This window comes from Streptomyces sp. NPDC057287, assembly GCF_042667905.1.
GTDB lineage: Bacteria > Actinomycetota > Actinomycetes > Streptomycetales > Streptomycetaceae > Streptomyces.
This window is the reverse complement of sequence record NZ_JBHUYV010000014.1, coordinates 91,056-112,121: the sequence shown is the minus strand read 5'-3', so window position 1 is coordinate 112,121 and position 21,066 is coordinate 91,056. Positions and strand designations below refer to the sequence as shown.

The window sequence follows — 21,066 nt, the reverse complement described above, 5'->3', positions numbered from 1 at the left end:
CACCGCGACGGTCCGGTCCGGCACGGCGCGTACCGGATCCCATGCGCGCCGTCCCCGCCGCACCCACTCGGAAGCGGCGACCCCGCACACAACACCCGTGCTCCGAGGGGCGGCCGGGAAGCCAGTCGTACGTCAGCAGTGCCGATCCCGGCCCGCTGGTGCCGCGCGATGCCGTGCGGCCCGCGGGTGCACCGACCTGCCCAGCCGCGCTCCTCCTTCCGCCCCGCCCACCCCGCGCCTGCCGGGGCCCCCGGCACTCGGCCCGTGTGCGCGAACCGAACCGAGAGGGATCCGACCCATGAGCATTCCGACCACGGCGGCCACGACCTGCCCCGTCCACCTCGACGCCTCCGGTGCCGACCCGCACGACGAGATCGCCCGCATCCGCGAGCAGGGCCCGGTGGCCCGTGTGACCCTCCCCGGAGGCGTCCTGGCCTGGTCCGTCACCAGCACGGAGCTCCTCAAGCAGCTGATGACCGACCCACGGGTCTCCAAGGACGCCCAACAGCACTGGCCGGCCTGGATACGCGGGGAGATACCGGCCGACTGGCCACTCACCCTGTGGGTATCCGTCCGCAGCATGATCACCGCCTACGGAGGCGACCACGTCCGGCTGCGCAAGCTCGTCGCCCGGGCCTTCACCGCACGCAACGTCAGCACGCTCCGGCCTCGCGTCGAGGAGATCACGCGGGCGCTCCTCGACCGCCTCGACGAGGTGCCCGAGGGCGCCGAGGTCGACCTGCGCGCCCGGTTCGCCCTGCCGCTCCCCGTCCAGGTCGTCTGCGAACTCCTCGGCATCCCGGAGGAGATGCGCGGACCGCTGCAGGAGATCATCGGCCTGACCTTCCTCACCTCGGTCAAGCCGACCGCGAACGAGGAGAACGTCCGCGCGCTGTACGGGGCCCTTTCCGCGCTCGTGGACGCCAGGCGTGAGACGCCCGGCGACGACCTGATCACCCGGCTGGTGGCCGTGCGCGACGAGGAGAGCCGGACCGGCCTCAGCCAGCAGGAGCTCCTCGACACCCTGCTCCTGATCGTCTCGGCCGGCTACGAGACCACGGCCAACCTCGTCGACCACGCGGTCCACCGCCTGCTGAGCGACCCCGCCCAGCTGGAGCTCGTCCGATCCGGGCGGGCGGCCTGGGAGGACGTGGTGGAGGAGACCCTGCGCTGCGAGCCCTCGGGCTTCCACGTCCCGCTGCGTTACGCCGTCGAGGACATCGAGATCGGCGGTGTGCGCATCGCCCGGGGCGACCCGATCCTGGTGTCCGTGGCGGGGGCCGGACGCGATCCGCAGGTGCACGGCCCCGACGCGGCCGAGTTCGACATCACCCGGCCCACCCGCCGCGAGCACATCACCTTCGGCTACGGGGTCCACCACTGCATCGGCGCGCCACTGGCGCGCATGGAGGCGGTCGTCGCACTGGAGGCTCTCTTCGGCCGATTCCCGGACATGCGCCTGGCCCGCCCCGGTGAGGACCTGCCGCTGCTGCCGAGCTTCATCACCAACGGCCACCGGGAACTGCCGGTCCGCCTCGGCTGACCCAGGAGCGCCGGGCGGCGCCGCACCAAGGGACGCGGCGCCACTCGGCCCGGTACGGCGATACATATCGGTGAGTACGGAAACGGGGGAGCCCGGGCCCGCCCCCTGGGGGAGCGGGCCCGGGCGAACGGGGCCGGGCCCGGCGGAACGGGCCGCTCACCCGCCGGGGAAGCAGTGGGCGTGGTCGTCCGCCCAGCCGCGGAACGTGCCCGCGGCGCGCCCCGTCAGTGAGGCGAGCGCGTCGCCGCGCAGCGACTTGCCGCCCCTGGCCTGCAGGTCCGCCCGCTGCAGGAGCGCCTCGACCACGCGAGGCGGATGCCGGCGTGCCAGGTGTTCGCGTGCCTCCCGGACCGTCCACTCGCGGAACCGCAGCCGGCGCCCGAGTACGTCGCCGAGGATGCGCGTCTGCGCGCGTGCGCTGAGCTCCTCGGGTCCGACGAGGGTGTACGTCCTGCCCGCGTGCCCGCCCTCCGTGAGCGCCCGCACGGCGACCCGCGCGACGTCGCGAGGGTCCACCGGCGCGTTGGGCGTACTGCCGTACAACGCGCCCACTGTGCCGTCCCGGCCGATGCGGTCGGCCCAGGACAGGGTGTTCGACATGAACGCCCGTGGGCGGAGCAGGGTCCAGGCGATCCCGCAGGAGCGCACGGCCTCCTCCGTGACCCTCTGGCGTACGGTGAGGAAGTCTTCGGTGTCGTCGTCGACGACGGCTGCCGACAGCTTGACCACGTGGCTGACACCCTCGGCGACGGCGGCTTCCAGGAAGCGCTCGTCATGGGGCTCGACCGGGTGACTGGTGACCAGGAACGCGGCCCGCACCCCGCTCAGAGCTCTGCCCAGCCGGCCGGGCCGGGCGAAGTCCGCGACGGCGGTCTCCACCCGGGGGCCGGGCACGGAGGGGCACACGGGGGTGCGGCTCATCAGCCGTACGGCATGGTCCGCCGCGAGCTGCCGCGCCACCTCCCGCCCCACCGTGCCGGTGGCGCCCGTGACGAGGATCAAGACGGTCTCCGGGGCTGCCCCGCCGAGAAGACCGAGGTGAACACGGCTTCCCCGTCCTGGTGTCCGGTGACCTTCATCGCCCAGTCGGCCCCCGACAGGGACACGTCGGTGACCTCGATGAGCAGGGGCCGGGAGAACTCCGCGTACCGGTGGAAGGCGTTGTCGCCGGTCCAGGGTGCGAAGGCGGAGGGACCGATGGTGGCGTGCGCGGCCTGGCGGGCAGCCTCCATGAGGACCATGCCCGGCACATGGTCCTTGGGGCCCTGGTACAGGGTGCGGTGACCGGTGTCGATCTTGAGGATCCAGTGGCCCCAGATACCGGTGGGGAGGAGCAGGACGTCCTCGGAGCGGAGGCGGCCCACGAGTTGGGGCGGCACATCGGGTGCGTACTGCCGGGGCACGGGCTGCTGTGCGGCGGCGCTCCTCACGCGACGGTAGGCGCGGGCGCTGATCAGGTTGATGCGGCTGACGCCGGTGCCGGCCTCCCGGCCGCCGCGTCCGACCGTGACCGCGGCCCGCATGCCGGACAACATGCGTCCCCGGTAGGTGAGTTCGTCGAAGACGACCTCGATCTCGACGTCCGGTTTGTAGCCGACGTGAAGGTGCTGTGGGCGGCAGGTGAAGTCCAGCGACCGCATCAGGTAGTGCGTGTCGAGTGGGACGTCGTAAGCGGCATGACCGAGCAGAATCGTACTCTGACGCATGGATTCCACCAGTAGCAGCGGATCGTGGAGTCCGCCGACCGGCGCGAAGAACGGATGCTCCTCGGGCCAGCTGCCTTCGACGAGGAAACGGTTCTCCGAGAGCCGTCTCCAATGCGTCGGTACGACGTCCTGCGGTCTCTCTCGATGCGCCCACTGCATGGGCACGGAAGTGGGCTTCCGGGCGCCGACGTTGGTGATCTCTAACACGATCCCCCCAAGAAACGTTGTTGGCGCAACGTTACGTACCTCAAGATATTTTTTTCAACGGCTTGAAGTGTGACGCGGATCACATTGCCGAAATCCGAATAAGTGCAGGTCACAAGTGATCTAGAGGCGATCTTGCGTTTCGTGAATACTCCGGGCGGGCTGGAAGTGGGGCATCCGGGAGGCGCGGGATCGCCTTTCCGGCGGCAGATTCGTACGTTAACGTTTTTCATGCTTCCGAAGTGCAGAGCGAGGGATGAACGTGACAAAGCAGGATCGGTCGGCACGAACCCGGCAGAAACTCATCGAGGCCGCCGCCATCGTCTTCGACCGGCGCGGCTACGAGGCCACCACCCTCAGTGACATCGCCGGCGCGGCGGGAACGACCAAGGGGGCCATCTACTTCCACTTCAGGAACAAGGACGACCTGGCCCAGATAATCCTCGCCGAGCAGCAGCAGACCGAGGAGAACGCCCTGCGGCCGCAGCCCGTCAAGCTGCAGGAACTCGTCGACTCCGGGCTGGTCTTCGCCGAACGCCTGCGCACCGAACCGCTGGTCCGTGCCAGTGTCCGGCTCAGTCTGGACCAGCAGGCCACCGGTATCGACCGCGGCGGCGTGTTCCGCGCCTGGCGCGAGGCCAACCTGGCCATTCTCGAGGAAGCGCGGGAACGCGATGAACTCCGCTGCCACGTCGATCTCCTGGCGACGGCCGAGCTGTTCGTGGGCACCTTCGCGGGCCTCCAGCACATGTCGCAGCTACTCAGTGAGTACGACGACCTGCCGGAGCGTGTGACGGTGCTGCTGCAGGCCCTCATGCCCAGCATCGCCGTACCCCCGGTGCTCGGTGTGCTCGACATGTGCGCGCAGCGCGGCGCCCGTCTGATTGCGGCAGCGAAGCCGGTGGGCGACCGGGAGCCGGTTGCCGACGGAGAGCCCGTTGCCGACGGGGAGCCGGCTGTCGACGAGGAGCCCGTGGTGGCGGACGAGCCGGCCGCCGCGCAGGGCTGAGCCCCGCCGGAGCCGCGGTCCCGGGCGGGGCAGATGGACACGAAAGCTCCCCGCCCGGCTACGCCTTGCGCCGGGGCCGGGCCGCGGCCTTCTTGGCGGTTCTGCTCCTCGACGGCCCTGGCACGCCGTTCTCCTTCTCCGCGTCGGCCTCCGCCGTGGACGCCTTTCCGGCCGCGCTCTTCTTCACGGTCTTCCTGCCGGAGGCCCTCCTGCTCTCCGGGGCCGTGGCTCCGGACGCCTTCTTCCTTGCGGGACTCGTCTTCTTCGCGGAAGCCGGGCGGCGCGGCCTGTCCGGGGCGGTGGAGTCACCCTCCGGGGCCCGGCGCCGGCGACGGGCGGCCGGGCGCTCGGAAGCCCTCTCCGCGTCCTGGTCCCCGGTTTTCCCGCCGGCCTCCTCGGCCGCTTCCGCAGCGCTCCGGCCCACGTCCCCGACGGCTGCGCCCGCCTCGTGGCCGACGCCTTCCACCGCCCTGCCCGTGCCCCTGCCGACGGATTCGGCCGCGGTCCCGGCTCCCCGGCCGACCTCGCTCACGGCCGCGCCCGCGCCCCTGCCCAGTTCTCCCGCGGCCCGGCCGGTGCCGGCCCCGAGGTCCTCGACCGCCGCACCCACGCCACGGGTCAGCTGTTCGAGGATCTGCGGGTTGCGGTCCACCGTGGCCAGCAGCCGGGTGACGATGGCGGCGATGTGGTGGAGCCGCACCTTGAGCTGCGCCTGGACGTCCACACCGTCGATGTCCAGCTGGACCCGCCCGAGGCGCACGTCCGCCCCGACGTTCAGCTTGAGGAGGTCCAGTACCTCCGCCTGGAGCGAGACGTGTGCCTCGAGGTCGTCGACCTCCAGCTCCAGCTCGTCCACATGCAGGGAGGGGACGTCGAGGAAGACGTCTGACGGCCCTTCATCGGGGCCGTCGTCCCGCGGTACCGCGATCTCGGTGTCCGGGTCCCGGCCCTCGTGGCCGGCGCTGTCGGAGCTGGGCATGGTGCGCGCACATCCTCGGTAGGTTCCCCGAGCAGGATCCTCACGTCCCAGTGTCGATCGGCGAAAACCATGACGCAATCGCCGCGTGCCGCGCGTCTGCTCCTGTCGGCCCGGTGCACCGGGCCGACAGGAGCAGACCACACTCGGGCGACGTCGGCGGGATCCCTAGTCGTAGCTGAGGTCCGACGCGGTGTAGCGGCAGTACGTGCCGTCCGGGCCGCTGCCCGTCTCCGTCGGCTCGGCGCCCGTGTTGTTGCCGGTGTAGCGGACGCAGGGCTTGATCTTCTTGCTGCTGTCGCCGTGGATCCGCACCGAACGCAGTGCGGCGGTGTCCCCGTAGTTGGTGTTGATGCCGACCAGGGACTTGCCCGGCGCCGTGATGTCGACGTCGTTCACGATGATGTCGCGCTTGTACTGCTTGGAGCAGTTGCCGCAGGACCGGACGAGCTTGCCGAAGTCCGTGACCTGGAACTTCGTGATGACCAGCTTGCCCGCGCCGTTGAACTGGAAGACCTTGTCCGAGGCCTTCCTGGCGCCGCCCCCGTACACCGTGTAGACGGAGCCGGTCGACGTGCCCTTGAAGGACGCGGCGTCCTCGCCGACGTCCTCCCACCAGACGTTCTGGATCGTGCAACTGCCGGAGCAGTGGACGCCGTCGGCGGCCGGCGAGCCCAGGATGACGTTCTTGAGCGTCGCCCCGTCGGCCAGCTTGAAGATCGGGTCCTGCCCTTCGTCCTGGCCGTCCCCGCCGAGGTCGCCGCTCCCGTAGAAGCGCTTCAGCGAGCCGTCGTACGTCCCCGAGACCTCGATGGTCTTCGAGACGGCCTGGGTTCCGGTGGCGCTGGGCCAGGCGGGCACCGCGGCCGTGGCCGCTCCGGCCGGCTGCAGCATGACGTCGGTGGCCAGGGCGGCGCCGGTGAGACCCAGGGCGGCGGTCATTGCGGCGGCCATGCGGCGCTTGCCGTGCCTGCGCCGATGCGTGTGCGCTCGTTCGCTCATGTTCGTCGGTCCCGTTTCCTAGGGGGTGGGGGATGGTGTCGCGCTCATGGGTCGCCACCGCCCGCGAAAGGGTTGCCGTGTTCCGGATGCGTTGTGCGTGAAGGCTGCCGGCGTGACGTCACCGCGCCCCAACCGCCTCCTCGCGTGGTGAGCTCAGTGCGTCTGCGCGAAGTCGCCGCCCACCGAGGTCTGTCCGCCCGTCGCGCGCCCCCGCGCCGTGTAGTCGTCCCGCCCGGTGTCGCGGGTCCCCTGCGCGTGGTTGTACTGCCCGGCGAAGGTGTGCGTGCCGGCAGGCACGCCCCGTCCCGGCTTGAGCGTCCAGCGGTAGACGAGGAAGCCGTCCTCCTCGCGGGCCGACGCCACGAAGTCCTCCTCCGGCAGGGAGCGCCAGGAACCGGTGGTGTTCACCCCGCCGTTCAGCGCGATCCGCAGCTCGACCGTGAGCTCCGACAGCTGCCGCGTCGTCTTGACCGTCACCTCGCTCTGCGCCCAGTAGCTGTTGCTGTTCGCGTTCAGTGAGCCGTCCGACCACAGCGGGCCGCTCCCGGCAGGCAGCGCACCGCCCCGGCCGGGCGACGGCGACGCCGGGCGGGGCGGTGCCGGCTCGGCGGCCACCCGCTGACCGCCCTTCGGCCCCTCCCGCCCCGCCGACGTGACCGCGAACGCGCCGGCCGCCAGCACCCCGCACACCGCCGCCGTCGCCCCGGCCACCCGCAGCCACGGCATCGGGGAGCGAGGGCCGCGGGCGGGACGGGACGGCGGTTCCTCCGCCATGCCGCGCTCGATCCGGGCCAGCATCCGCGCCCGGTCGGGGCGGTGCGAAGCGGCGGCCGTGCGCAGCCGCTCCCGCAGGTCCTCGTCCATCACTGCCTTCCTCCGGTGCGCTGCCCGGCGGCCGCCACCTGTACCTGTGCCGCAGGGTTCCCGGGTCCGAGCAGCCGCTGGAGTTCCGCCACACCGCGCGAGGTCTGGCTCTTCACCGTACCGACCGAGACCCCGAGGACCAGAGCGGTGTCCCGTTCGGACAGGTCGAAGGCGTGCCGCAGCACCACGCAGGCGCGCTTGCGGAACGGCAGCCGCCGCAGGGCACCCTGGACGTCCACCACGGCCGACACGTCGGGCCCGTCAGCGGCGTAGCCGTCGCCCGCCCCGCGGGGTGCCCAGAACAGGGCGATCCTGCGGCGCTCACGGACAGCGCTGCGGATGCGCGTACGGGCCAGGTTGGCGACGACCCCTCTCGCGTAGGCCGCCGGGTGGTCCGCACCCCTGACCCGGTCCCAGCGGTGCCAGAGCGCCATGAGCGCGTCGGCGGCCAGGTCGTCCGCCGCGTCGGCCTCACCCGTCAGCAGATGGGCGAGCCGGGCGAGTTCGGCGTAGTGCGCCTCGAAGAACGCACGGAACTCGGCGGCGGCAGCATCGTCCACGCCTGTGCCCACGGGTACCTCTCCTCTGCACGGGATCCCTGCGCGCCCGAGCGGACTGTGTACGTTCCCAGTTCCGCTCGCGGGGCGAGAGCGTACCAATGCGCACCCCCGGAAGCGCTTCGACGCGTGTGCGCCTCCAGTAACGCGCACCACGGCGGAAACCTGAACCCCCATGCAGCGGAAGGCTGTTCAAGCGGCCCGCCGGGCGCGGGCCGCACGGTGCGGGGGAGCCCCCGCCCGCCGGCTCGATCCGGCCGGCGCGGAGGGCGGAGAGGGGCGCGCGACCACGCAAGACGTAACACGGGGAAAACCTGAAATCCCCGCGACGGGTGAACAATCCGGCTGACCGTCGCGTGATCCGTACAGGCCGACCGTCGCGTGATCCGTACACAAGGAGGAGTGCCATGCCGGACAGACCAGATCCCACCGTGCCCGCGCCCGTGCCCGCGCCCAGAGCCGAGGAGGCCGGGGTCCCGGGGCCCGCCGGGCCCCCCGAGGACGTGCGGAAGGGCGGTTCGCGCGGCGCGGTCGACCGCTTCTTCTCCATCAACGCCCGCGGCTCGGACTTCGGACGCGAGATACGCGGCGGATTCGCCACCTTCTTCACGATGGCCTACATCCTGGTGCTCAACCCGATCATCCTCGGCTCGGCCGAGGACAAGTTCGGCAACCACCTCTCGGGTCCCCAACTCGTCACCGCCACCGCGCTGGTGGCCGCGGTGATGACCGTCGCCATGGGCGTCGGCGGCAATCTGCCGCTCGCCCTCGCCGCGGGTCTCGGCCTCAACGCCGTCGTCGCCTTCCAGCTCGCGCCCCTGATGAGCTGGCCCGACGCGATGGGGCTCATCGTCATCGAGGGCCTGCTGATCTGCGTCTTCGTGGTCACCGGGCTCCGCGAGGCGATCATGCACGCGATCCCCTCGTCCCTGAAGCAGGCCATCGGCGTCGGCATCGGGCTCTTCATCGCGTTCATCGGCTTCGTCGACGCCGGCTTCGTCACCCGCATCCCCGGCGACACCGGCTCCGTCCCCGTCCAGCTCGGTGCCACCGGGCAGCTCTCCGGCTGGCCGGTCCTGGTCTTCTGCCTCGGTGTGCTGCTCACCGTCGCGCTGCTCGCCCGCAAGGTGAAGGGCGCCATCCTCATCGGCATCGTGGTGACCACCGTCGTGGCGGTGGTCATCGACGAGATCGCCGACATCGCCCCCACAGCCTGGGGCCTGACCGTGCCGTCCGTCCCGGACGACCTGGTGGCCGCGCCGGACTTCGGCCTGATCGGCTCCTTCAGCCTCTTCGGGGCGTTCGAGCACGTCGGCGTCATCACCGTCGTGCTGCTCGTCTTCACCCTGCTGCTGAGCGACTTCTTCGACACCATGGGCACCGTGCTCGGCGTCTCCCAGGAGGCCGGCCTCCTCGACGAGGACGGCAAGGTGCCGCATCTGGGGCGGGTCCTGCTCATCGACGGCGCGGCGGCCGTCGCGGGCGGCGCCGCCTCCGCCTCCTCCGCCACGTCCTACGTCGAGTCCGCCGCGGGCGTCGGCGAGGGCGCCCGTACGGGCTTCGCCTCGCTGGTCACCGGCGGTCTCTTCGCCGTGGCGCTGTTCCTCGCGCCGCTGGCCACGATCGTGCCCTCCCAGGCCGCGGCACCCGCGCTGGTCGCGGTCGGCTTCCTGCTGATGGCACAGGTGCGGCACATCGACTGGGAGAAGTACGAGATCGCCATCCCGGCCTTCCTCACGATCGCCGTGATGCCGTTCACCTATTCGATGACCAACGGCATCGGCGCCGGCTTCGTCGCCTACGTCGTGATCAAGGCGGTCCTCGGCAAGGCCAAGGAGGTCCACTGGCTGCTGTGGGCCACCGCGGCGCTGTTCGCGGTGTACTTCGCCATCGACCCGGTCGAGCAGCTCCTCGGGGCGAAGTAGGCCCCGGCCTCGACGACGGGCCGTCCGTCACCGCCCGGCGCGGGCGGTGACGGACGCGCTCAGCGCTTCAGCGCCGCCTTCATCATCTTCTGCGCGATCGGCGCGGCCAGGCCGTTGCCGCTGACCTCGGAGCGGGCCGCTCCGGAGTCCTCGACGACCACCGCGACCGCGACCTGCCTGCCGGTGGAGTCGTCCTTCGCGTACGAGGTGAACCAGGCGTACGGGGTGTTGCTGTTGTCCACGCCGTTCTGCGCGGTCCCCGTCTTGCCGCCCACCTCGGCACCGTCGATCTTCGCGTTGCTGCCGGTGCCCTCGTCCACCACGGTGACCATCGCGCTGCGCAGCTGCTCCGCCGTCGACGCCTTCACGACCCGCTCGGTGTCGCCGTCCGGGTACTCCTGGAGCGCGGAGCCGTCGGCGTCCGTCACCTTGGAGACCATGTGCGGCGAGGCCAGCTCACCACCGTTGCTGAGGGCCGCGGAGACCATGGCCATCTGCATGGGGGTGGCGGTCACCTCGAACTGCCCGATGCCGGTCAGCGCGGTCTGCGCCTTGTCCATGTCCTTCGGGTACACGCTCTCGGACGCCCGCACGGGCACGTCCAGCTCCTTCGTGTCGAAACCGAAGGCGTCCGCCATCGCCTTCAGCTTGTCCTTGCCGAGGTCGGCGGCGACCTTCGCGAACACGTTGTTGCAGGAGTACTGGAGCGCGGTGCGCAGCGTGGCGTTCTCGCAGGGCGCCGAGGGGTTCTCGTTGGACAGGACCGTGCTCGTGCCCGGCAGGGTGTACGGATCGGGGCTGTCCGTGGCCTCGTCGACCGAGCCGTACAGGCCGTTCTCCAGGGCGGCCGAGGCCACCACCAGCTTGAACGTCGAACCGGGGGGCAGCGGCTGCCGCAGCGCCCGGTTGACCAGCGGCTTGCTCTTGTCGTCGAGCAGCTTCTGCCAGGCGTCGGCGTCCCCCGTCCCGCTGATGTCGGAGGGGTCGTACGAGGGCGAGGAGACCATCCCCAGGATCCGGCCGGTCTTCGGGTCCATGGCGACGGCCGCGCCCCTGTCGTCGCCGAGCGCCTCGTAGGCCGCCTTCTGGACGCCCGGATCGATCGTCGTCAGCACGTCGCCCGGGGACGTCTGCTTGCCGGTGATCAGGTCCGCGGGATTCTTGAGCCGGTCGTCGGTGCCGTCGAGGACGTCGCTGTAGATGCCCTCGAGCTGGGTGGCCCCGTACGCCTGGGAGCTGTAGCCGGTGACCGACGCGTACAGATCGCCCTGGGTGTAGGTGCGCTTGTAGCGGAGGTCGTCGCCGTCCGTCTCCTTCGAACCGGTGACCGGAGATCCGGCCACGATGATGTCGCCGAGCGGCTGCGCGTACTGCGCGATCGTGTTCCGCCGGTTGTGGTCGTCGTCTGCGAGCGCCCGGCCGTCGTACGCCTGCACCCAGGTCGCCCGCACCAGCAGGGCGAGGACCATGAGCAGACAGAAGACCGAGGCGCGCCTGATCGTCTTGTTCATCCAGCTGGAGGGACGAACGGGGACACCTGGGGCGTTCCCGTTCGTGTTCCTTCTCACCGCTTTCTCAGGCACGCCGCCCCGGAACCGTCCGGTGCGGCGCGCCGGACGCTCAGAGCCTGCGGGTCGCGAGGGTGAGCCGGTCGCGGGCGTCGAACAGGGCGTCCTTGACCATCTGCTCGTGCGCCGGGGTGAGCCGGGCGACCGGCACCGAGCAGCTGATCGCGTCGCGCGACGGGGTGCGGTACGGGATCGCGACGCCGAAGCAGCGCAGTCCCAGGGTGTTCTCCTCGCGGTCCACCGCGTACCCCTGCTCGCGGATGACGTGCAGCTCCTCGATCAGCTTCTCGCGGTCGGTGAGGGTGTGCTCGGTCAGCGCCGGCAGGGTCTCCGGCAGCATCTTGCGGACCTGCTCGTCGCTGTGGGTCGCCAGGAGCGCCTTGCCGAGCGAGGTCGAGTGGGCGGGCAGTCTGCGGCCCACGCGGGTGAAGGGGCGCAGGTAGTGCTGGGACTGCCGGGTGGCGAGGTACACCACGTTCGTCCCGTCCAGCCGGGCCAGGTGGATGGTCTCCGTGGTGTCGTCGGAGAGCCGGTCCAGGGTGGGCCGGGCGGCGGCGACGACCTCGTCACCGTCGATGTACGAGGTGCCGACGAGCAGGGCCCGCACGCCGATCCCGTACCGCGTGCCCGTGGCGTCGGTCTCCACCCAGCCGAGCTCCACCAGGGTGCGCAGCAGCATGTAGAGGCTGGACTTGGGGTAGCCGACGGCCTCCTGCACCGCGGCCAGCGAGTGCATGCCGGGGCGCCCGGCGAAGTATTCGAGGAGCTCCACCGTCCGTACCGCGGACTTGACCTGTGCCCCACCAGACTCGGCAACCGACATGCCTCATGCCCCTTCCAGCCCTCTTGGTACGACCCTGCGACTTCTTGCCAACACGGAACGCCCGGAAATAGAGTTCCTGTGTATTCACGTTCAGGAACGCTGTTCAGAATACCGAACAACTTCTCCTGTGTGGCAGTGGAACGGAAGGAAACACGGTGGCAGCAGCACCAGTCTGGAGCGTCGACCCCCGAACGGGGAACCCGCGTGAGCAGGTTGCGGTGGAGGCTACAGCGGAGGAGGTCGACCGTGCGGTCCGGGCGGCGCACGCCGTTCGCGGAGCGCTGGCCGACCGCACCGTGCGCGCCGCGTTCCTCCGCACCGCGGCCGATCTCCTCACCGAGGCCCAGGAACACGTCATCGAGGCGGCCGACGCGGAGACCGCGCTCGGCCCGGCCCGGCTGACCGGTGAGCTCGCGCGCACGGCCGCCCAGCTGAGGGCCTTCGCCGAGGTCGTCGACGAGGGTGCCTACCTCGACATCCACATCGACCACGAGGACGGAAGCCGGACCCCGCCCTGGCCCGACCTGCGCCGCTACAAGATCCCGCTCGGCGTCGTCGCCGTCTACGCGGCCAGCAACTTCCCGCTCGCCTTCTCCGTCCCCGGCGGCGACACCGCGAGCGCGCTCGCCGCGGGCTGCCCGGTCGTCGTCAAGGCACACCCCGACCACCCCGCGACCTCGGAGATCTGCGCCTCGCTGCTGCGCAGGGCCGCCGCACAGAACGGCCTTCCCGAGGACGTCCTGACCGTGGTCCACGGCTTCGACGCCGGTGTCGAGCTGGTGAAGCACCCGCTCGTCTCCGCCGCCGGATTCACCGGATCGATCCGTGGCGGCCGCGCGCTCTTCGACGCGGCGGGGGCCCGGCCCACCCCGATCCCCTTCCACGGCGAGCTCGGTTCGCTCAACCCCGTCGTCGTCACCGAGGCGGCCGCCGCCGAGCGCGGTGAGCAGATCGGCGCCGGACTCGGCGGCTCGATGACCATGGGCGCCGGACAGTTCTGCACCAAGCCGGGCTTCGTGTTCGCCCCCTCCGGCGAGGCGGGCGACCAGCTGCTCAAGTCGCTGACCGAGACGGTCAGCGGCACGGGCGCAGGGGTCATGCTCGACCACCGGATGCGGGACGCCTTCGTCCGGGGCGTGGCCGAGCGGGCCGCGCTCCCCGACGTCGAGGCCCCGGTCACCCCGGGCGCGGGCGGCGAACACACCGTCTCCCCGGGCTTCTTGACCGTGCCGGCGCAGCGGCTGGTCCAGGAGGGGCCGCACGACGCGCTCCTGGAGGAGTGCTTCGGCCCGGTCACCGTCGTCGCACGCTACGACTCGCCGGACGAGATCACCGCCGTGCTCTCCCGGCTGCCGGGCAACCTCACCGCCACCCTCCAGATCGCGACGGAGGAGGCCGACGGCAGCGCCGCGGGCATCCTGTCCGAGCTCACCCCGGTGGCCGGTCGCGTCCTGGTCAACGGATGGCCGACCGGCGTCGCCGTCGCGCCCGCCCAGCACCACGGTGGCCCCTACCCGGCCACCACCTCCACCTCCACCTCGGTCGGCGCCACCGCGATCGAGCGCTGGCTGCGCCCGGTCAGCTACCAGTCGACGCCGGAGGCGCTGCTGCCCCCGGAGCTCCGCGAGGACAACCCGCAGGGTCTGCCGCGTCGGGTCGACGGGCGGCGCGCATGACGGCGGCGGTGCGGCTCCCCGAACTCCCCTTCGGCCTCGACCCGGTCGGTCCCGAGGGCGGGTGGACGTACGCCGACGGCGTGCTGACCGGCTCGGCGGGTGCGAAGCAGGACCGTTTCGTCCCGCCCGGCGGCGACAGCCTGGAGCCCGCCTCCGACGCGCCGCGCCTGCTGGGGCCGGCGCCGGAGGGCGACTTCCAGCTGATCGCCCGGGTGAACGTCGGCTTCGCCGCCGCCTTCGACGCGGGGGTCCTCTACCTCCACGTCGGGGAGCGGGACTGGGCGAAGCTCTGCCTGGAGCTCTCCCCGGAACGCCCCACGGTCTGCACCGTGGTCACCCGCGGCCACTCCGACGACGTCAACTCCGCCGTCGTGGACGGGAACAGCCACTGGATGCGCATCAGCCGCGTCGGCAGCAGCTTCGCCTTCCACGCCTCGGCGGACGGTGAGCGATGGACCTTCGTCCGGGTGTTCACCCTCGGCACGGAGGAGGAGCGGGCGGCGGCCCGTATCGGCTTCCTCGTCCAGTCGCCCACGGGTGACGGCTGCACCGCGTCGTTCGACCGGATCGCCTTCCGGCCCACCGGCCCGGGCGACCTGCGCGACGGCGGCTGACCCACCGCGTACGCCCTCCGAGGGCCCGGATCCGGGAGGATTCCGGGCCCTTCGCGCGTGGTGGGTCCGCCCGGCCCCGTACGCCCGCCGTTCACCTCGACGTCACTCCGGATCCTCCTGCAATCAACCCGCGTTTCTCACGGCTTCCTCATGCGCCCTTGATTGCGTGTCCCGTGCCGGCAGGTCCGGCACGTAGACGTAAGGAGGCGCAAGGTGTCGCGACCCGACATGGCTGCATCCCGTGAGTCCCGGGACGACGACGCCCCGGCCAGGGAGGACGCCCGGCCGCTGGACGTGGCCAGCAGGCTGCACGCGTTCAACCGGTTCGAGCTGAAGTACCTCGTGCCCGTGGAGCGGGCCGCCGAGATCCGGGAGGAGCTCGGCGAGCGCATGGACCGGGACCTGAACAGCCCGGTGGGCGGTTACGGGGTCTGGAGCCTGTACTACGACAGCCCCGAGCTGCGGTTCTACTGGGAGAAGATCGAGGGCCTGAAGTTCCGCCGCAAGCTGCGGATCCGGCACTACGGCGATCTCGACGGCGTCACCGACGAGTCGCCGGTGTGCGTGGAGATCAAGCAGCGGGTGAACCGGGTGACGCAGAAGCGGCGCATCACCCTGCCGTACGCCACCGCCCGGAGCCTGTGCGACGCACGGGAGACGGTGGAGCACTCGCCCGGGGAGAGCGCCTTCGTCCAGGAGGTGCTCGACCTCGTCATCCGGCTGAACCTCCGGCCGACCGCGATCACCGGCTACCAGCGCGAGGCGCTGGTCGGCCGGGCCTCCGACACCGGGCTGCGGGTCACCTTCGACCGGCGGATCCGGGGCCGGGACCGCGACTTCCACTTCGGCACCGCCACACCGGAGAACCGGTTCACCGTCCCGCCCCACATGACGGTGATGGAGATCAAGGTCAACGAGCGCACGCCGCACTGGATCACGGACCTGGCGGCCCGCCGGAACCTGAACCTGGTGCGGATCAGCAAGTACGTGCAGTCCATCGAGGCCTTCGGCCTGGCGCCCAGGTCCGTCTTCCACGTCCACGAGGCGGACTGTCCGCCGCCCACCCCCCACACCCGGCTGCCGCTGGGGCAGCCGGCGGCGCAGCACGCGCCGGTGAAAGCAGGAGCACAGTGAACTTCGATCTGCAGGAACTCAGCGGGACGTTCAGCGTCGCCGACGTGGTCGCCGCCATGGCGCTCTCGTTCATCCTGAGCACGGTGATCGGTTACACCTACCGGTACACGCACCGCAACGTCTCGTACAGCCAGTCCTACGTCCAGACGCTGGTCATCGTCGGCATGATCGTCGCCCTGATCATGCTGGTCGTCGGCTCGAACCTGGCGCGGGCGTTCTCCCTGGTCGGCGCGTTGTCCGTCGTCCGGTTCAGGAACGCGGTGAAGGAGACGAGGGACGTCGGCTTCATCTTCCTGGCGATGGCCATCGGCATGGCCTGCGGCGCCCGCTTCTACACCCTGGCCGCCGTCGGCGCCGTGGTGATCTGCGTCGTGATCCTCGTGATGTTCAAGTTCAACTGGTTCGCGCTGAACGTCCAGCGCCAGGTCGTCAAGGTCCAGGTCCCCGCCGGCGAGGACTACACGCCCGCCATCCGTGACGTGCTGATCAAGTACACCAGCGAGTTCGAGCTGGTGAGCACGGAGACGATCCGCGGCGGAGCCCTGAACGAGGTGTTCTACACCGTGCGGATGAAGAAGGGCACCGAACCCGGTGACCTCGTCACGGCCCTGCAGGAACGCACCTCCGGGCAGCGGGTGACCGTGCTGACCGGTTACGACACGACCGACCTGTGATGAGCGGCGGCACGACCCCGGTCCGCCGGCGGCGGCTCAAGGACCGCCTGCCGGTGCGGCTGCGGCACCACTGGAAGCCGGCCGGAGCGCTGTGCGTCGGGCTCGCCCTGCTCGTGTACGCCTTCGGGGACGCCCGTATCTCGCCCTACGTCACATCGGCCTCGCAGGTCGAGGCCGACACGATCATCGACGACGTCAAGGGCCCGGTCGGTCTGTACGACACCACGGTCGAGCACTCGATCCGGCTGTCGTACCAGCAGACCGACTTCGACAAGATGATGAAGGAGTTCGAGGACGAGGGGACCAAGGACTCCATCCCGGCCGACCTCACCATCGACGGGGTCTACCTGGCGGACGTCGGCATCCGTCTGAAGGGCAACTCCACCCTGATGTCCCTGCGCGGCGACCGGGGCGGTGCCGGTGGCGGCCGGATGCCGGCCGGAGCCGGGCAGGGCGCCCCGCAGCAGCAACAGGGCGGCGGGGGCCAGGACCGCGGCCGGGCCGACGGCGGCGGTCCTGGCGCCGCTGCGGGCGGCGCGGGAACCGAAGGCACCGGAGGCGGCGCGGCCACCGAGGACGCCCCAGGCGGTGCGGCCCGTGCGGGCGGGGGAGGGATGACGCAGTACGACCTCTCCGCCGACAAGCCGGAGGAGCTTCCCCTGCTCATCGAGATCGACAAGTACGTCGAAGGCCGCGCCTACCAGGGCGAGCGGGAGATCTCGCTGCGCCCCGGAGCCGACGCGCAGGTGCCGCTGAACGAGGCCCTGGCCCTGTCGCTGACGGACGGGAGCGGGGCGACGGCCGAGCGGTACGGCTTCACCACGGTGTCCGTCAACAACGGCCCGGAGGTCACCAGGCTCATGGTCGAGAACCCCGACACCGAGTACGCCGAGGCCGTCGACGGCGACAGCGTCCTGTACAAGGCGAGGGCAGGGGGCAGTTTCGCCTACCAGGGCGACGACCCCTCCGACTACGAGACCTCCTTCCGGCAGCTGAACAAGGTCGGGAGCCAGGACCTCGAACCCGTCATGAAGCTCATCAAGTGGGTGGACGAGGCCTCGGACGAGGAGTTCGCCGCCGACCTCGGCAAGCACGTCGACATCGAGTCCTTCTCGGAGTACGTCGCCGCGCAGAACCTGCTGATGAACTTCGACGACATGGCGGGGCCCGGGAAGAACTACCTGCTCCGGTACGACCTGGAAACGAAGAAGTTCTCCATCCTCGGATGGGACTACAACCTCACCTTCAGCGGAGACGCCGGGGCGGGGCCGGACGACTCCATGAGCATGGGCGGCGGCCGCCCCGGCGGCGCGGCCGGTGGCCCGCCGGAAGACGGCGACGCGGACCGGGGCGGAGCCGCACAGGGCCAGGGCGACCTGCCCGCGCTCCCCGAAGGCGGCACACCGGAGGGCCTGCCGGGCGGCACCGGCGAAGGCGCCCCGCAGGGCGGCTTCCCCGGGGGCGCGGCAGGAGAGGGCACGGAAGGGCAAGGCCAGGGTGAGGACGGCCGGGCCGAGGGCGGTCCGGGCGGTGGCGGTATGAGCAGCGGTCACGCGCTGAAGGAACGCTTCCTGGAGCTCGACGCCCTGGACCCGGCGTACAAGAAGGCCTACACGAAGCTGTACAAGGAGCTCTTCGCCTCCGGGGCGGCGCTCGCGGCGCTGGACGACATCGCCGGCCAGGCCGAGAAGGCGGGTGTCGGTGCGGCCGATCTCAAGAAGGCCGTCGCCACGCTCCGTTCGACCGTCACCGCCCGCACCGAGGCGCTGGCGAAGGACACGGAGGTGACCGGATGACCGCCGGCGCCCCGGACCCGGATTCCCCCGATCCGGTCCGGGGCGCCGGCACGCCCGCGCATGCGCGGCGTCCCGCCCGTTCCGTACGGCGGAGACCGGCCCGCGTCACCGGGCCCGCCCCGGCCGGCACGGGAACCGCCCGCAGCACCCGAAGTGGACCCCAGCCGTGATGGCCCCATCAGCCCGGCACACCGTTCTGGTCGTCGAGGACGACCCGAGCATCCGCACCCTGCTCACCTCGGCCCTGCACGCGGCCGGTTACGCCGTCGTGGCGGCGGCGACCGGACAGGACGCCTTCGCCGAGACCGACCGGTGCCGGCCGGACCTGATCGTGCTCGACGTGATGCTCCCCGACACCGACGGCTTCACCGTGACCCGCGGACTGCGCGCCCGGGGCATCTACACCCCGGTCCTCTTCCTCACGGCACGCACCGAGGTCGAGGACCGCATCATCGGGCTCAGCTCGGGCGGGGACGACTACGTCACCAAGCCGTTCCACGTCCAGGAGATCCTGCTGAGGGTGCGCGCCATCCTCCGCCGCAGCACCGGACCGCGCAGCGCCCCGCCCGCCGAGCGCCCGCCCCTGCGGTACGCCGACCTCACCCTGGACGAGGAGGCGCACGAGGTGTGCCGCGCCGGGCAGCATGTCCCGCTGTCCCCGACGGAGTTCCGGCTGCTGGCCTGCCTCATGGCGCAGCCCGAGAAGGTGCTCGGGAAGGACCAGATCCTGCAACGCGTCTGGCACTACGACTTCGCCGGTGACACCCGCATCGTCGACACCTACATCAAGAACCTCCGCCGCAAGATCGACCGCACCGCACCGCTGCTCATCCACACCGTGCGGGGCGTCGGCTACTGCCTGCGCCTGCCCCGGGACGGCACGGCATGAGGGGGGTGCCCAGGAGCCTGCGCCCCCGCTCCCTGCGTACCCGGCTCGTACTGATCGCGACGGTCCTCGCCACCGCGGCGGTCCTGGTCTGCCAGGCCACCGGGCTGACCCTCATGCGCTCCTGGCTCATCGGACAGGTCGACGACCGCCTCACCGACTTCCGTCCGCCCTCGCCCGTCTACCGTGACGTCGCGAACGGCACCGCCCCCGCCCACCGGCCGCCCCCGCACGAGGCCCTGCCCTCGGACTTCCGCGTCTACTTCTACGACGCCGAGGGCCGGCTGCTGCCCGGCTCGCTCGGCAGCGGCCGGGGCGAACCACGTCTGGCGCGCACGATCGGCCCCGGCAGGCCCGCGGACGGCCGCCCCGCCACGGTGCCCTCCGAGGACGGCGACGGGGACTGGCGCGTCGTCGCCGACTCGGGCCCCGAGGGCATGCGCGCGGTCGTCGCCCTCCCTCTGGACAGCGTGCAGGAGGCGACGTCCGGACTGCTCTGGTTCAGCCTGGCCGTCGGGGCGGCCGCCGCGGCCGGAGTGATGCTGCTGGGCAGCGTCGCCGTGCGCCTCGGCCTCCGGCCGCTGACCCGCGTCGAACACACCGCACGGAGCATCACCCGCGGCGAACTCGAACAGAACGTCACCGACACCAGCCCGGACACCGAGGTCGGCCGCCTCGGCATCGCCTTCAACACGATGCTGGACCAACTGCGTGCGGCGCTGCACCGCAAGGACAGGACGGAGCGCAGGCTGCGCCGCTTCATGGCGGACGCCGGGCACGAACTGCGCACCCCCCTGACCTCCCTGCAGGGCTTCGCCGAACTCCTGCTGCACGACCCGCGCATGTCCCCGAGTCGTCGACGTGAGGCCCACGAGCTCATCGCGCAGAACGCCGACCGCATGAGCCGCCTCGTCGACAGCCTCTTCCTGCTGGCCAAGCTCGGCGACGCCCCCACGGCCGAGCACGGGCCGGTCGACCTGCTCTCGCTGGCCGCGGACTCCATCGCCGCCTCGGCCGTACGCCACCCGGGGCGCGGCATCACCATCGCCCCGCTGGGGCCGGGCGGCTCCGGCGGTCCGGGCGAGCTCGACGTCGTGGAGGGCTCGGGCGACCCCCACCAGCTGGCCCAGGTGCTGTCCAACCTCCTGGACAATGCCTGCGCCCACACCCCGCCGGGCACCCGGGTCCAGGTGCGGGTCGGCAGCGCGCGCACCGGTTCCGGTGCCGGAGGCACCGACCGCCCCGGCCGCACCAGCGCCAATCCGCCCCTGCCCCCGGGTGCCCCGGCCCACGTCGTCGAGGTCGTCGACGACGGCCCCGGCCTGACGCCCCAGGACGCCCACCAGGTCTTCGACCGCTTCTACCGCGCCCCACCGGCCTCCGGCACCCCCCGAGACAGCGGATCCGGCCTCGGCCTCGCCATCGCCTCGACGATCGCCGAGGCCCATGGGGGCCGCCTCGAACTCGACACCGGCCCCGGCAAGGGCTGCACCTTCCGGCTGCTCCTCCCGGCGGGGACGCCCTGAGCCGAACCGGGGGGTGCGGTGCTCGCGCGTGATCAAGGAGAGGGGCTACGCCGACCCGGCGGCGTACCGCACGAAGCGCGCCCACCGGGCGGGGGAGAGGGTCAGGTGGGGGCGGGTGACGCCCTTCGAGTCGCGGACGAGGACGCCTGCTGACGTTCTGGACTTCCACGTAGGCCAGTTGTGGGCGGGACGCGGGTGTCAGCAGGATGAAGGGGCCGCCGAGTCCCGCGTGTTCGTCACGAGCGGTCGGCATCACCTGTAACTCCGGAGTCCTCAGCTGCCCGAGTGCGAGCAACTGCTCCAGCTGTGCGCGGTGCACGGACATGCCGCCGACGGGCCTGTGCAGGACCGCTTCCTCGACGATGCACGTCACGATCGGGGCGGGCCACTGCGTCAGCAGATCCTGGCGGGCCAGTCGTGCGGCAACGCGCTGCTCGATCGTCGAATCGTCCAGCAGCGGCTTACGCAAGGCGAACAGTGCGCGGATGACGGCGGACGGCGCACGGTGACGTCGGTGCCTGACCGTGCCGCCGACCGGGACAGGGCCGAGGGGCCAGGCCGGTGTTCTTCGGCGCACGTAGCA

The 21,066-nt window shown here is 71.5% G+C and carries 18 protein-coding genes and 2 pseudogenes; 10 read left to right on the top strand and 10 right to left on the bottom strand.

Translation table 11 applies throughout. The annotated features are described in order from the left end of the window. Positions 1-298: 298 nt before the first annotated feature. Positions 299-1,543 (top strand): cytochrome P450, encoded by a 1,245-nt coding sequence (locus tag ACFUNE_RS25740; RefSeq protein ID WP_383572599.1) that lies wholly within the window; start codon positions 299-301, stop codon positions 1,541-1,543. 156 nt (positions 1,544-1,699) lie between these two features. On the opposite strand, the gene ACFUNE_RS25735 is transcribed toward ACFUNE_RS25740, so the two are convergent. Together ACFUNE_RS25735 and ACFUNE_RS25730 are read right to left on the bottom strand one after the other, a co-directional pair. Then, entirely contained in the window at positions 1,700-2,545 is an 846-nt protein-coding gene (locus ACFUNE_RS25735) for an NAD(P)H-binding protein (protein WP_383572596.1), read from the bottom strand. Continuing rightward, a complete protein-coding gene (locus ACFUNE_RS25730; protein ID WP_383572947.1) occupies positions 2,542-3,408 on the bottom strand; it encodes a ScbA/BarX family gamma-butyrolactone biosynthesis protein in 867 nt (288 codons plus the stop codon). Before ACFUNE_RS25730 ends, ACFUNE_RS25735 begins: the two co-directional genes overlap by 4 nt. Before the next feature lie 307 nt (positions 3,409-3,715). On the opposite strand from ACFUNE_RS25730, the gene ACFUNE_RS25725 reads away from it, so the two are divergent. Continuing rightward, the gene (locus tag ACFUNE_RS25725; protein WP_383572593.1) at positions 3,716-4,462 is read left to right on the top strand and encodes a ScbR family autoregulator-binding transcription factor; all 747 of its coding nucleotides are present in this window, start codon (positions 3,716-3,718) and stop codon (positions 4,460-4,462) included. A 58-nt stretch (positions 4,463-4,520) separates the two neighbouring features. On the opposite strand, the gene ACFUNE_RS25720 is transcribed toward ACFUNE_RS25725, so the two are convergent. The 4 genes from ACFUNE_RS25720 to ACFUNE_RS25705 form a co-directional block, all read right to left on the bottom strand. Continuing rightward, positions 4,521-5,441: a hypothetical protein gene (locus ACFUNE_RS25720; protein ID WP_383572590.1), complete on the bottom strand. Its 921-nt coding sequence runs from the start codon at positions 5,439-5,441 to the stop codon at positions 4,521-4,523. A 165-nt stretch (positions 5,442-5,606) separates the two neighbouring features. Continuing rightward, positions 5,607-6,440 (bottom strand): pectate lyase, encoded by an 834-nt coding sequence (locus ACFUNE_RS25715; protein ID WP_383572587.1) that lies wholly within the window; start codon positions 6,438-6,440, stop codon positions 5,607-5,609. A gap of 153 nt (positions 6,441-6,593) precedes the next feature. Then, positions 6,594-7,304, bottom strand: coding sequence for a hypothetical protein (locus ACFUNE_RS25710; RefSeq protein WP_383572584.1), 711 nt, complete (start codon positions 7,302-7,304; stop codon positions 6,594-6,596). Further along, a complete protein-coding gene (locus ACFUNE_RS25705) occupies positions 7,304-7,876 on the bottom strand; it encodes a SigE family RNA polymerase sigma factor (protein ID WP_383572581.1) in 573 nt (190 codons plus the stop codon). Before ACFUNE_RS25705 ends, ACFUNE_RS25710 begins: the two co-directional genes overlap by 1 nt. Positions 7,877-8,268: 392 nt before the next feature. Between ACFUNE_RS25705 and ACFUNE_RS25700 the strand changes: the two genes are divergently transcribed. After that, complete coding sequence (locus ACFUNE_RS25700; RefSeq protein WP_383572578.1) at positions 8,269-9,786, top strand: NCS2 family permease; 1,518 nt, start codon at positions 8,269-8,271, stop codon at positions 9,784-9,786. Positions 9,787-9,845: 59 nt separating this feature from the next. Here the strand turns inward: ACFUNE_RS25700 and ACFUNE_RS25695 are convergent, their stop codons facing one another. Next, a complete protein-coding gene (locus ACFUNE_RS25695; RefSeq protein ID WP_383572575.1) occupies positions 9,846-11,297 on the bottom strand; it encodes a peptidoglycan D,D-transpeptidase FtsI family protein in 1,452 nt (483 codons plus the stop codon). 109 nt (positions 11,298-11,406) lie between these two features. Continuing rightward, complete coding sequence (locus ACFUNE_RS25690; protein WP_383572572.1) at positions 11,407-12,177, bottom strand: IclR family transcriptional regulator; 771 nt, start codon at positions 12,175-12,177, stop codon at positions 11,407-11,409. A gap of 155 nt (positions 12,178-12,332) precedes the next feature. On the opposite strand from ACFUNE_RS25690, the gene ACFUNE_RS25685 reads away from it, so the two are divergent. The 7 genes from ACFUNE_RS25685 (at position 12,333) to ACFUNE_RS25655 (ending at position 20,483) form a co-directional block, all read left to right on the top strand. Beyond that, positions 12,333-13,853, top strand: coding sequence for an aldehyde dehydrogenase (NADP(+)) (locus ACFUNE_RS25685; RefSeq protein ID WP_383572569.1), 1,521 nt, complete (start codon positions 12,333-12,335; stop codon positions 13,851-13,853). Then, positions 13,850-14,467 (top strand): DUF1349 domain-containing protein, encoded by a 618-nt coding sequence (locus ACFUNE_RS25680; protein ID WP_383572566.1) that lies wholly within the window; start codon positions 13,850-13,852, stop codon positions 14,465-14,467. The genes ACFUNE_RS25685 and ACFUNE_RS25680 overlap by 4 nt, the downstream gene beginning before the upstream one ends. A gap of 228 nt (positions 14,468-14,695) precedes the next feature. Then, positions 14,696-15,601 (top strand): polyphosphate polymerase domain-containing protein, encoded by a 906-nt coding sequence (locus ACFUNE_RS25675; protein WP_383572563.1) that lies wholly within the window; start codon positions 14,696-14,698, stop codon positions 15,599-15,601. Beyond that, the gene (locus ACFUNE_RS25670; RefSeq protein ID WP_099176060.1) at positions 15,598-16,275 is read left to right on the top strand and encodes a DUF4956 domain-containing protein; all 678 of its coding nucleotides are present in this window, start codon (positions 15,598-15,600) and stop codon (positions 16,273-16,275) included. Before ACFUNE_RS25675 ends, ACFUNE_RS25670 begins: the two co-directional genes overlap by 4 nt. After that, positions 16,275-18,071 (top strand): CotH kinase family protein, encoded by a 1,797-nt coding sequence (locus tag ACFUNE_RS25665; RefSeq protein ID WP_383572559.1) that lies wholly within the window; start codon positions 16,275-16,277, stop codon positions 18,069-18,071. Before ACFUNE_RS25670 ends, ACFUNE_RS25665 begins: the two co-directional genes overlap by 1 nt. A gap of 169 nt (positions 18,072-18,240) precedes the next feature. After that, positions 18,241-18,960, top strand: a complete 720-nt coding sequence (locus ACFUNE_RS25660; RefSeq protein ID WP_383572556.1) for a response regulator transcription factor — start codon at positions 18,241-18,243, stop codon at positions 18,958-18,960. Continuing rightward, complete coding sequence (locus tag ACFUNE_RS25655; RefSeq protein WP_383572553.1) at positions 18,957-20,483, top strand: sensor histidine kinase; 1,527 nt, start codon at positions 18,957-18,959, stop codon at positions 20,481-20,483. The genes ACFUNE_RS25660 and ACFUNE_RS25655 overlap by 4 nt, the downstream gene beginning before the upstream one ends. 45 nt (positions 20,484-20,528) lie before the next feature. Here the strand turns inward: ACFUNE_RS25655 and ACFUNE_RS25650 are convergent. Further along, a pseudogene (locus ACFUNE_RS25650) lies at positions 20,529-20,594 on the bottom strand (DUF397 domain-containing protein); the annotation flags it as partial. 103 nt (positions 20,595-20,697) lie between these two features. After that, a pseudogene (locus tag ACFUNE_RS25645) lies at positions 20,698-21,060 on the bottom strand (Scr1 family TA system antitoxin-like transcriptional regulator); the annotation flags it as partial. Positions 21,061-21,066 lie beyond the last annotated feature (6 nt).

Bases quoted from the DNA above. Each gene is read 5' to 3' on its own strand.
- ACFUNE_RS25660 (WP_383572556.1), top strand. From the start codon at position 18,241: ATGGCCCCATCAGCCCGGCACACCGTTCTGGTCGTCGAGGACGACCCG.
- ACFUNE_RS25680 (WP_383572566.1), top strand. From the start codon at position 13,850: ATGACGGCGGCGGTGCGGCTCCCCGAACTCCCCTTCGGCCTCGACCCG.
- ACFUNE_RS25730 (WP_383572947.1), bottom strand. From the start codon at position 3,408: ATGCAGTGGGCGCATCGAGAGAGACCGCAGGACGTCGTACCGACGCAT.
- ACFUNE_RS25675 (WP_383572563.1), top strand. From the start codon at position 14,696: ATGGCTGCATCCCGTGAGTCCCGGGACGACGACGCCCCGGCCAGGGAG.
- ACFUNE_RS25655 (WP_383572553.1), top strand. From the start codon at position 18,957: ATGAGGGGGGTGCCCAGGAGCCTGCGCCCCCGCTCCCTGCGTACCCGG.
- ACFUNE_RS25720 (WP_383572590.1), bottom strand. From the start codon at position 5,441: ATGCCCAGCTCCGACAGCGCCGGCCACGAGGGCCGGGACCCGGACACC.
- ACFUNE_RS25715 (WP_383572587.1), bottom strand. From the start codon at position 6,440: ATGAGCGAACGAGCGCACACGCATCGGCGCAGGCACGGCAAGCGCCGC.
- ACFUNE_RS25690 (WP_383572572.1), bottom strand. From the start codon at position 12,177: ATGTCGGTTGCCGAGTCTGGTGGGGCACAGGTCAAGTCCGCGGTACGG.
- ACFUNE_RS25710 (WP_383572584.1), bottom strand. From the start codon at position 7,304: ATGGACGAGGACCTGCGGGAGCGGCTGCGCACGGCCGCCGCTTCGCAC.
- ACFUNE_RS25740 (WP_383572599.1), top strand. From the start codon at position 299: ATGAGCATTCCGACCACGGCGGCCACGACCTGCCCCGTCCACCTCGAC.
- ACFUNE_RS25695 (WP_383572575.1), bottom strand. From the start codon at position 11,297: ATGAACAAGACGATCAGGCGCGCCTCGGTCTTCTGTCTGCTCATGGTC.
- ACFUNE_RS25700 (WP_383572578.1), top strand. From the start codon at position 8,269: ATGCCGGACAGACCAGATCCCACCGTGCCCGCGCCCGTGCCCGCGCCC.
- ACFUNE_RS25665 (WP_383572559.1), top strand. From the start codon at position 16,275: ATGAGCGGCGGCACGACCCCGGTCCGCCGGCGGCGGCTCAAGGACCGC.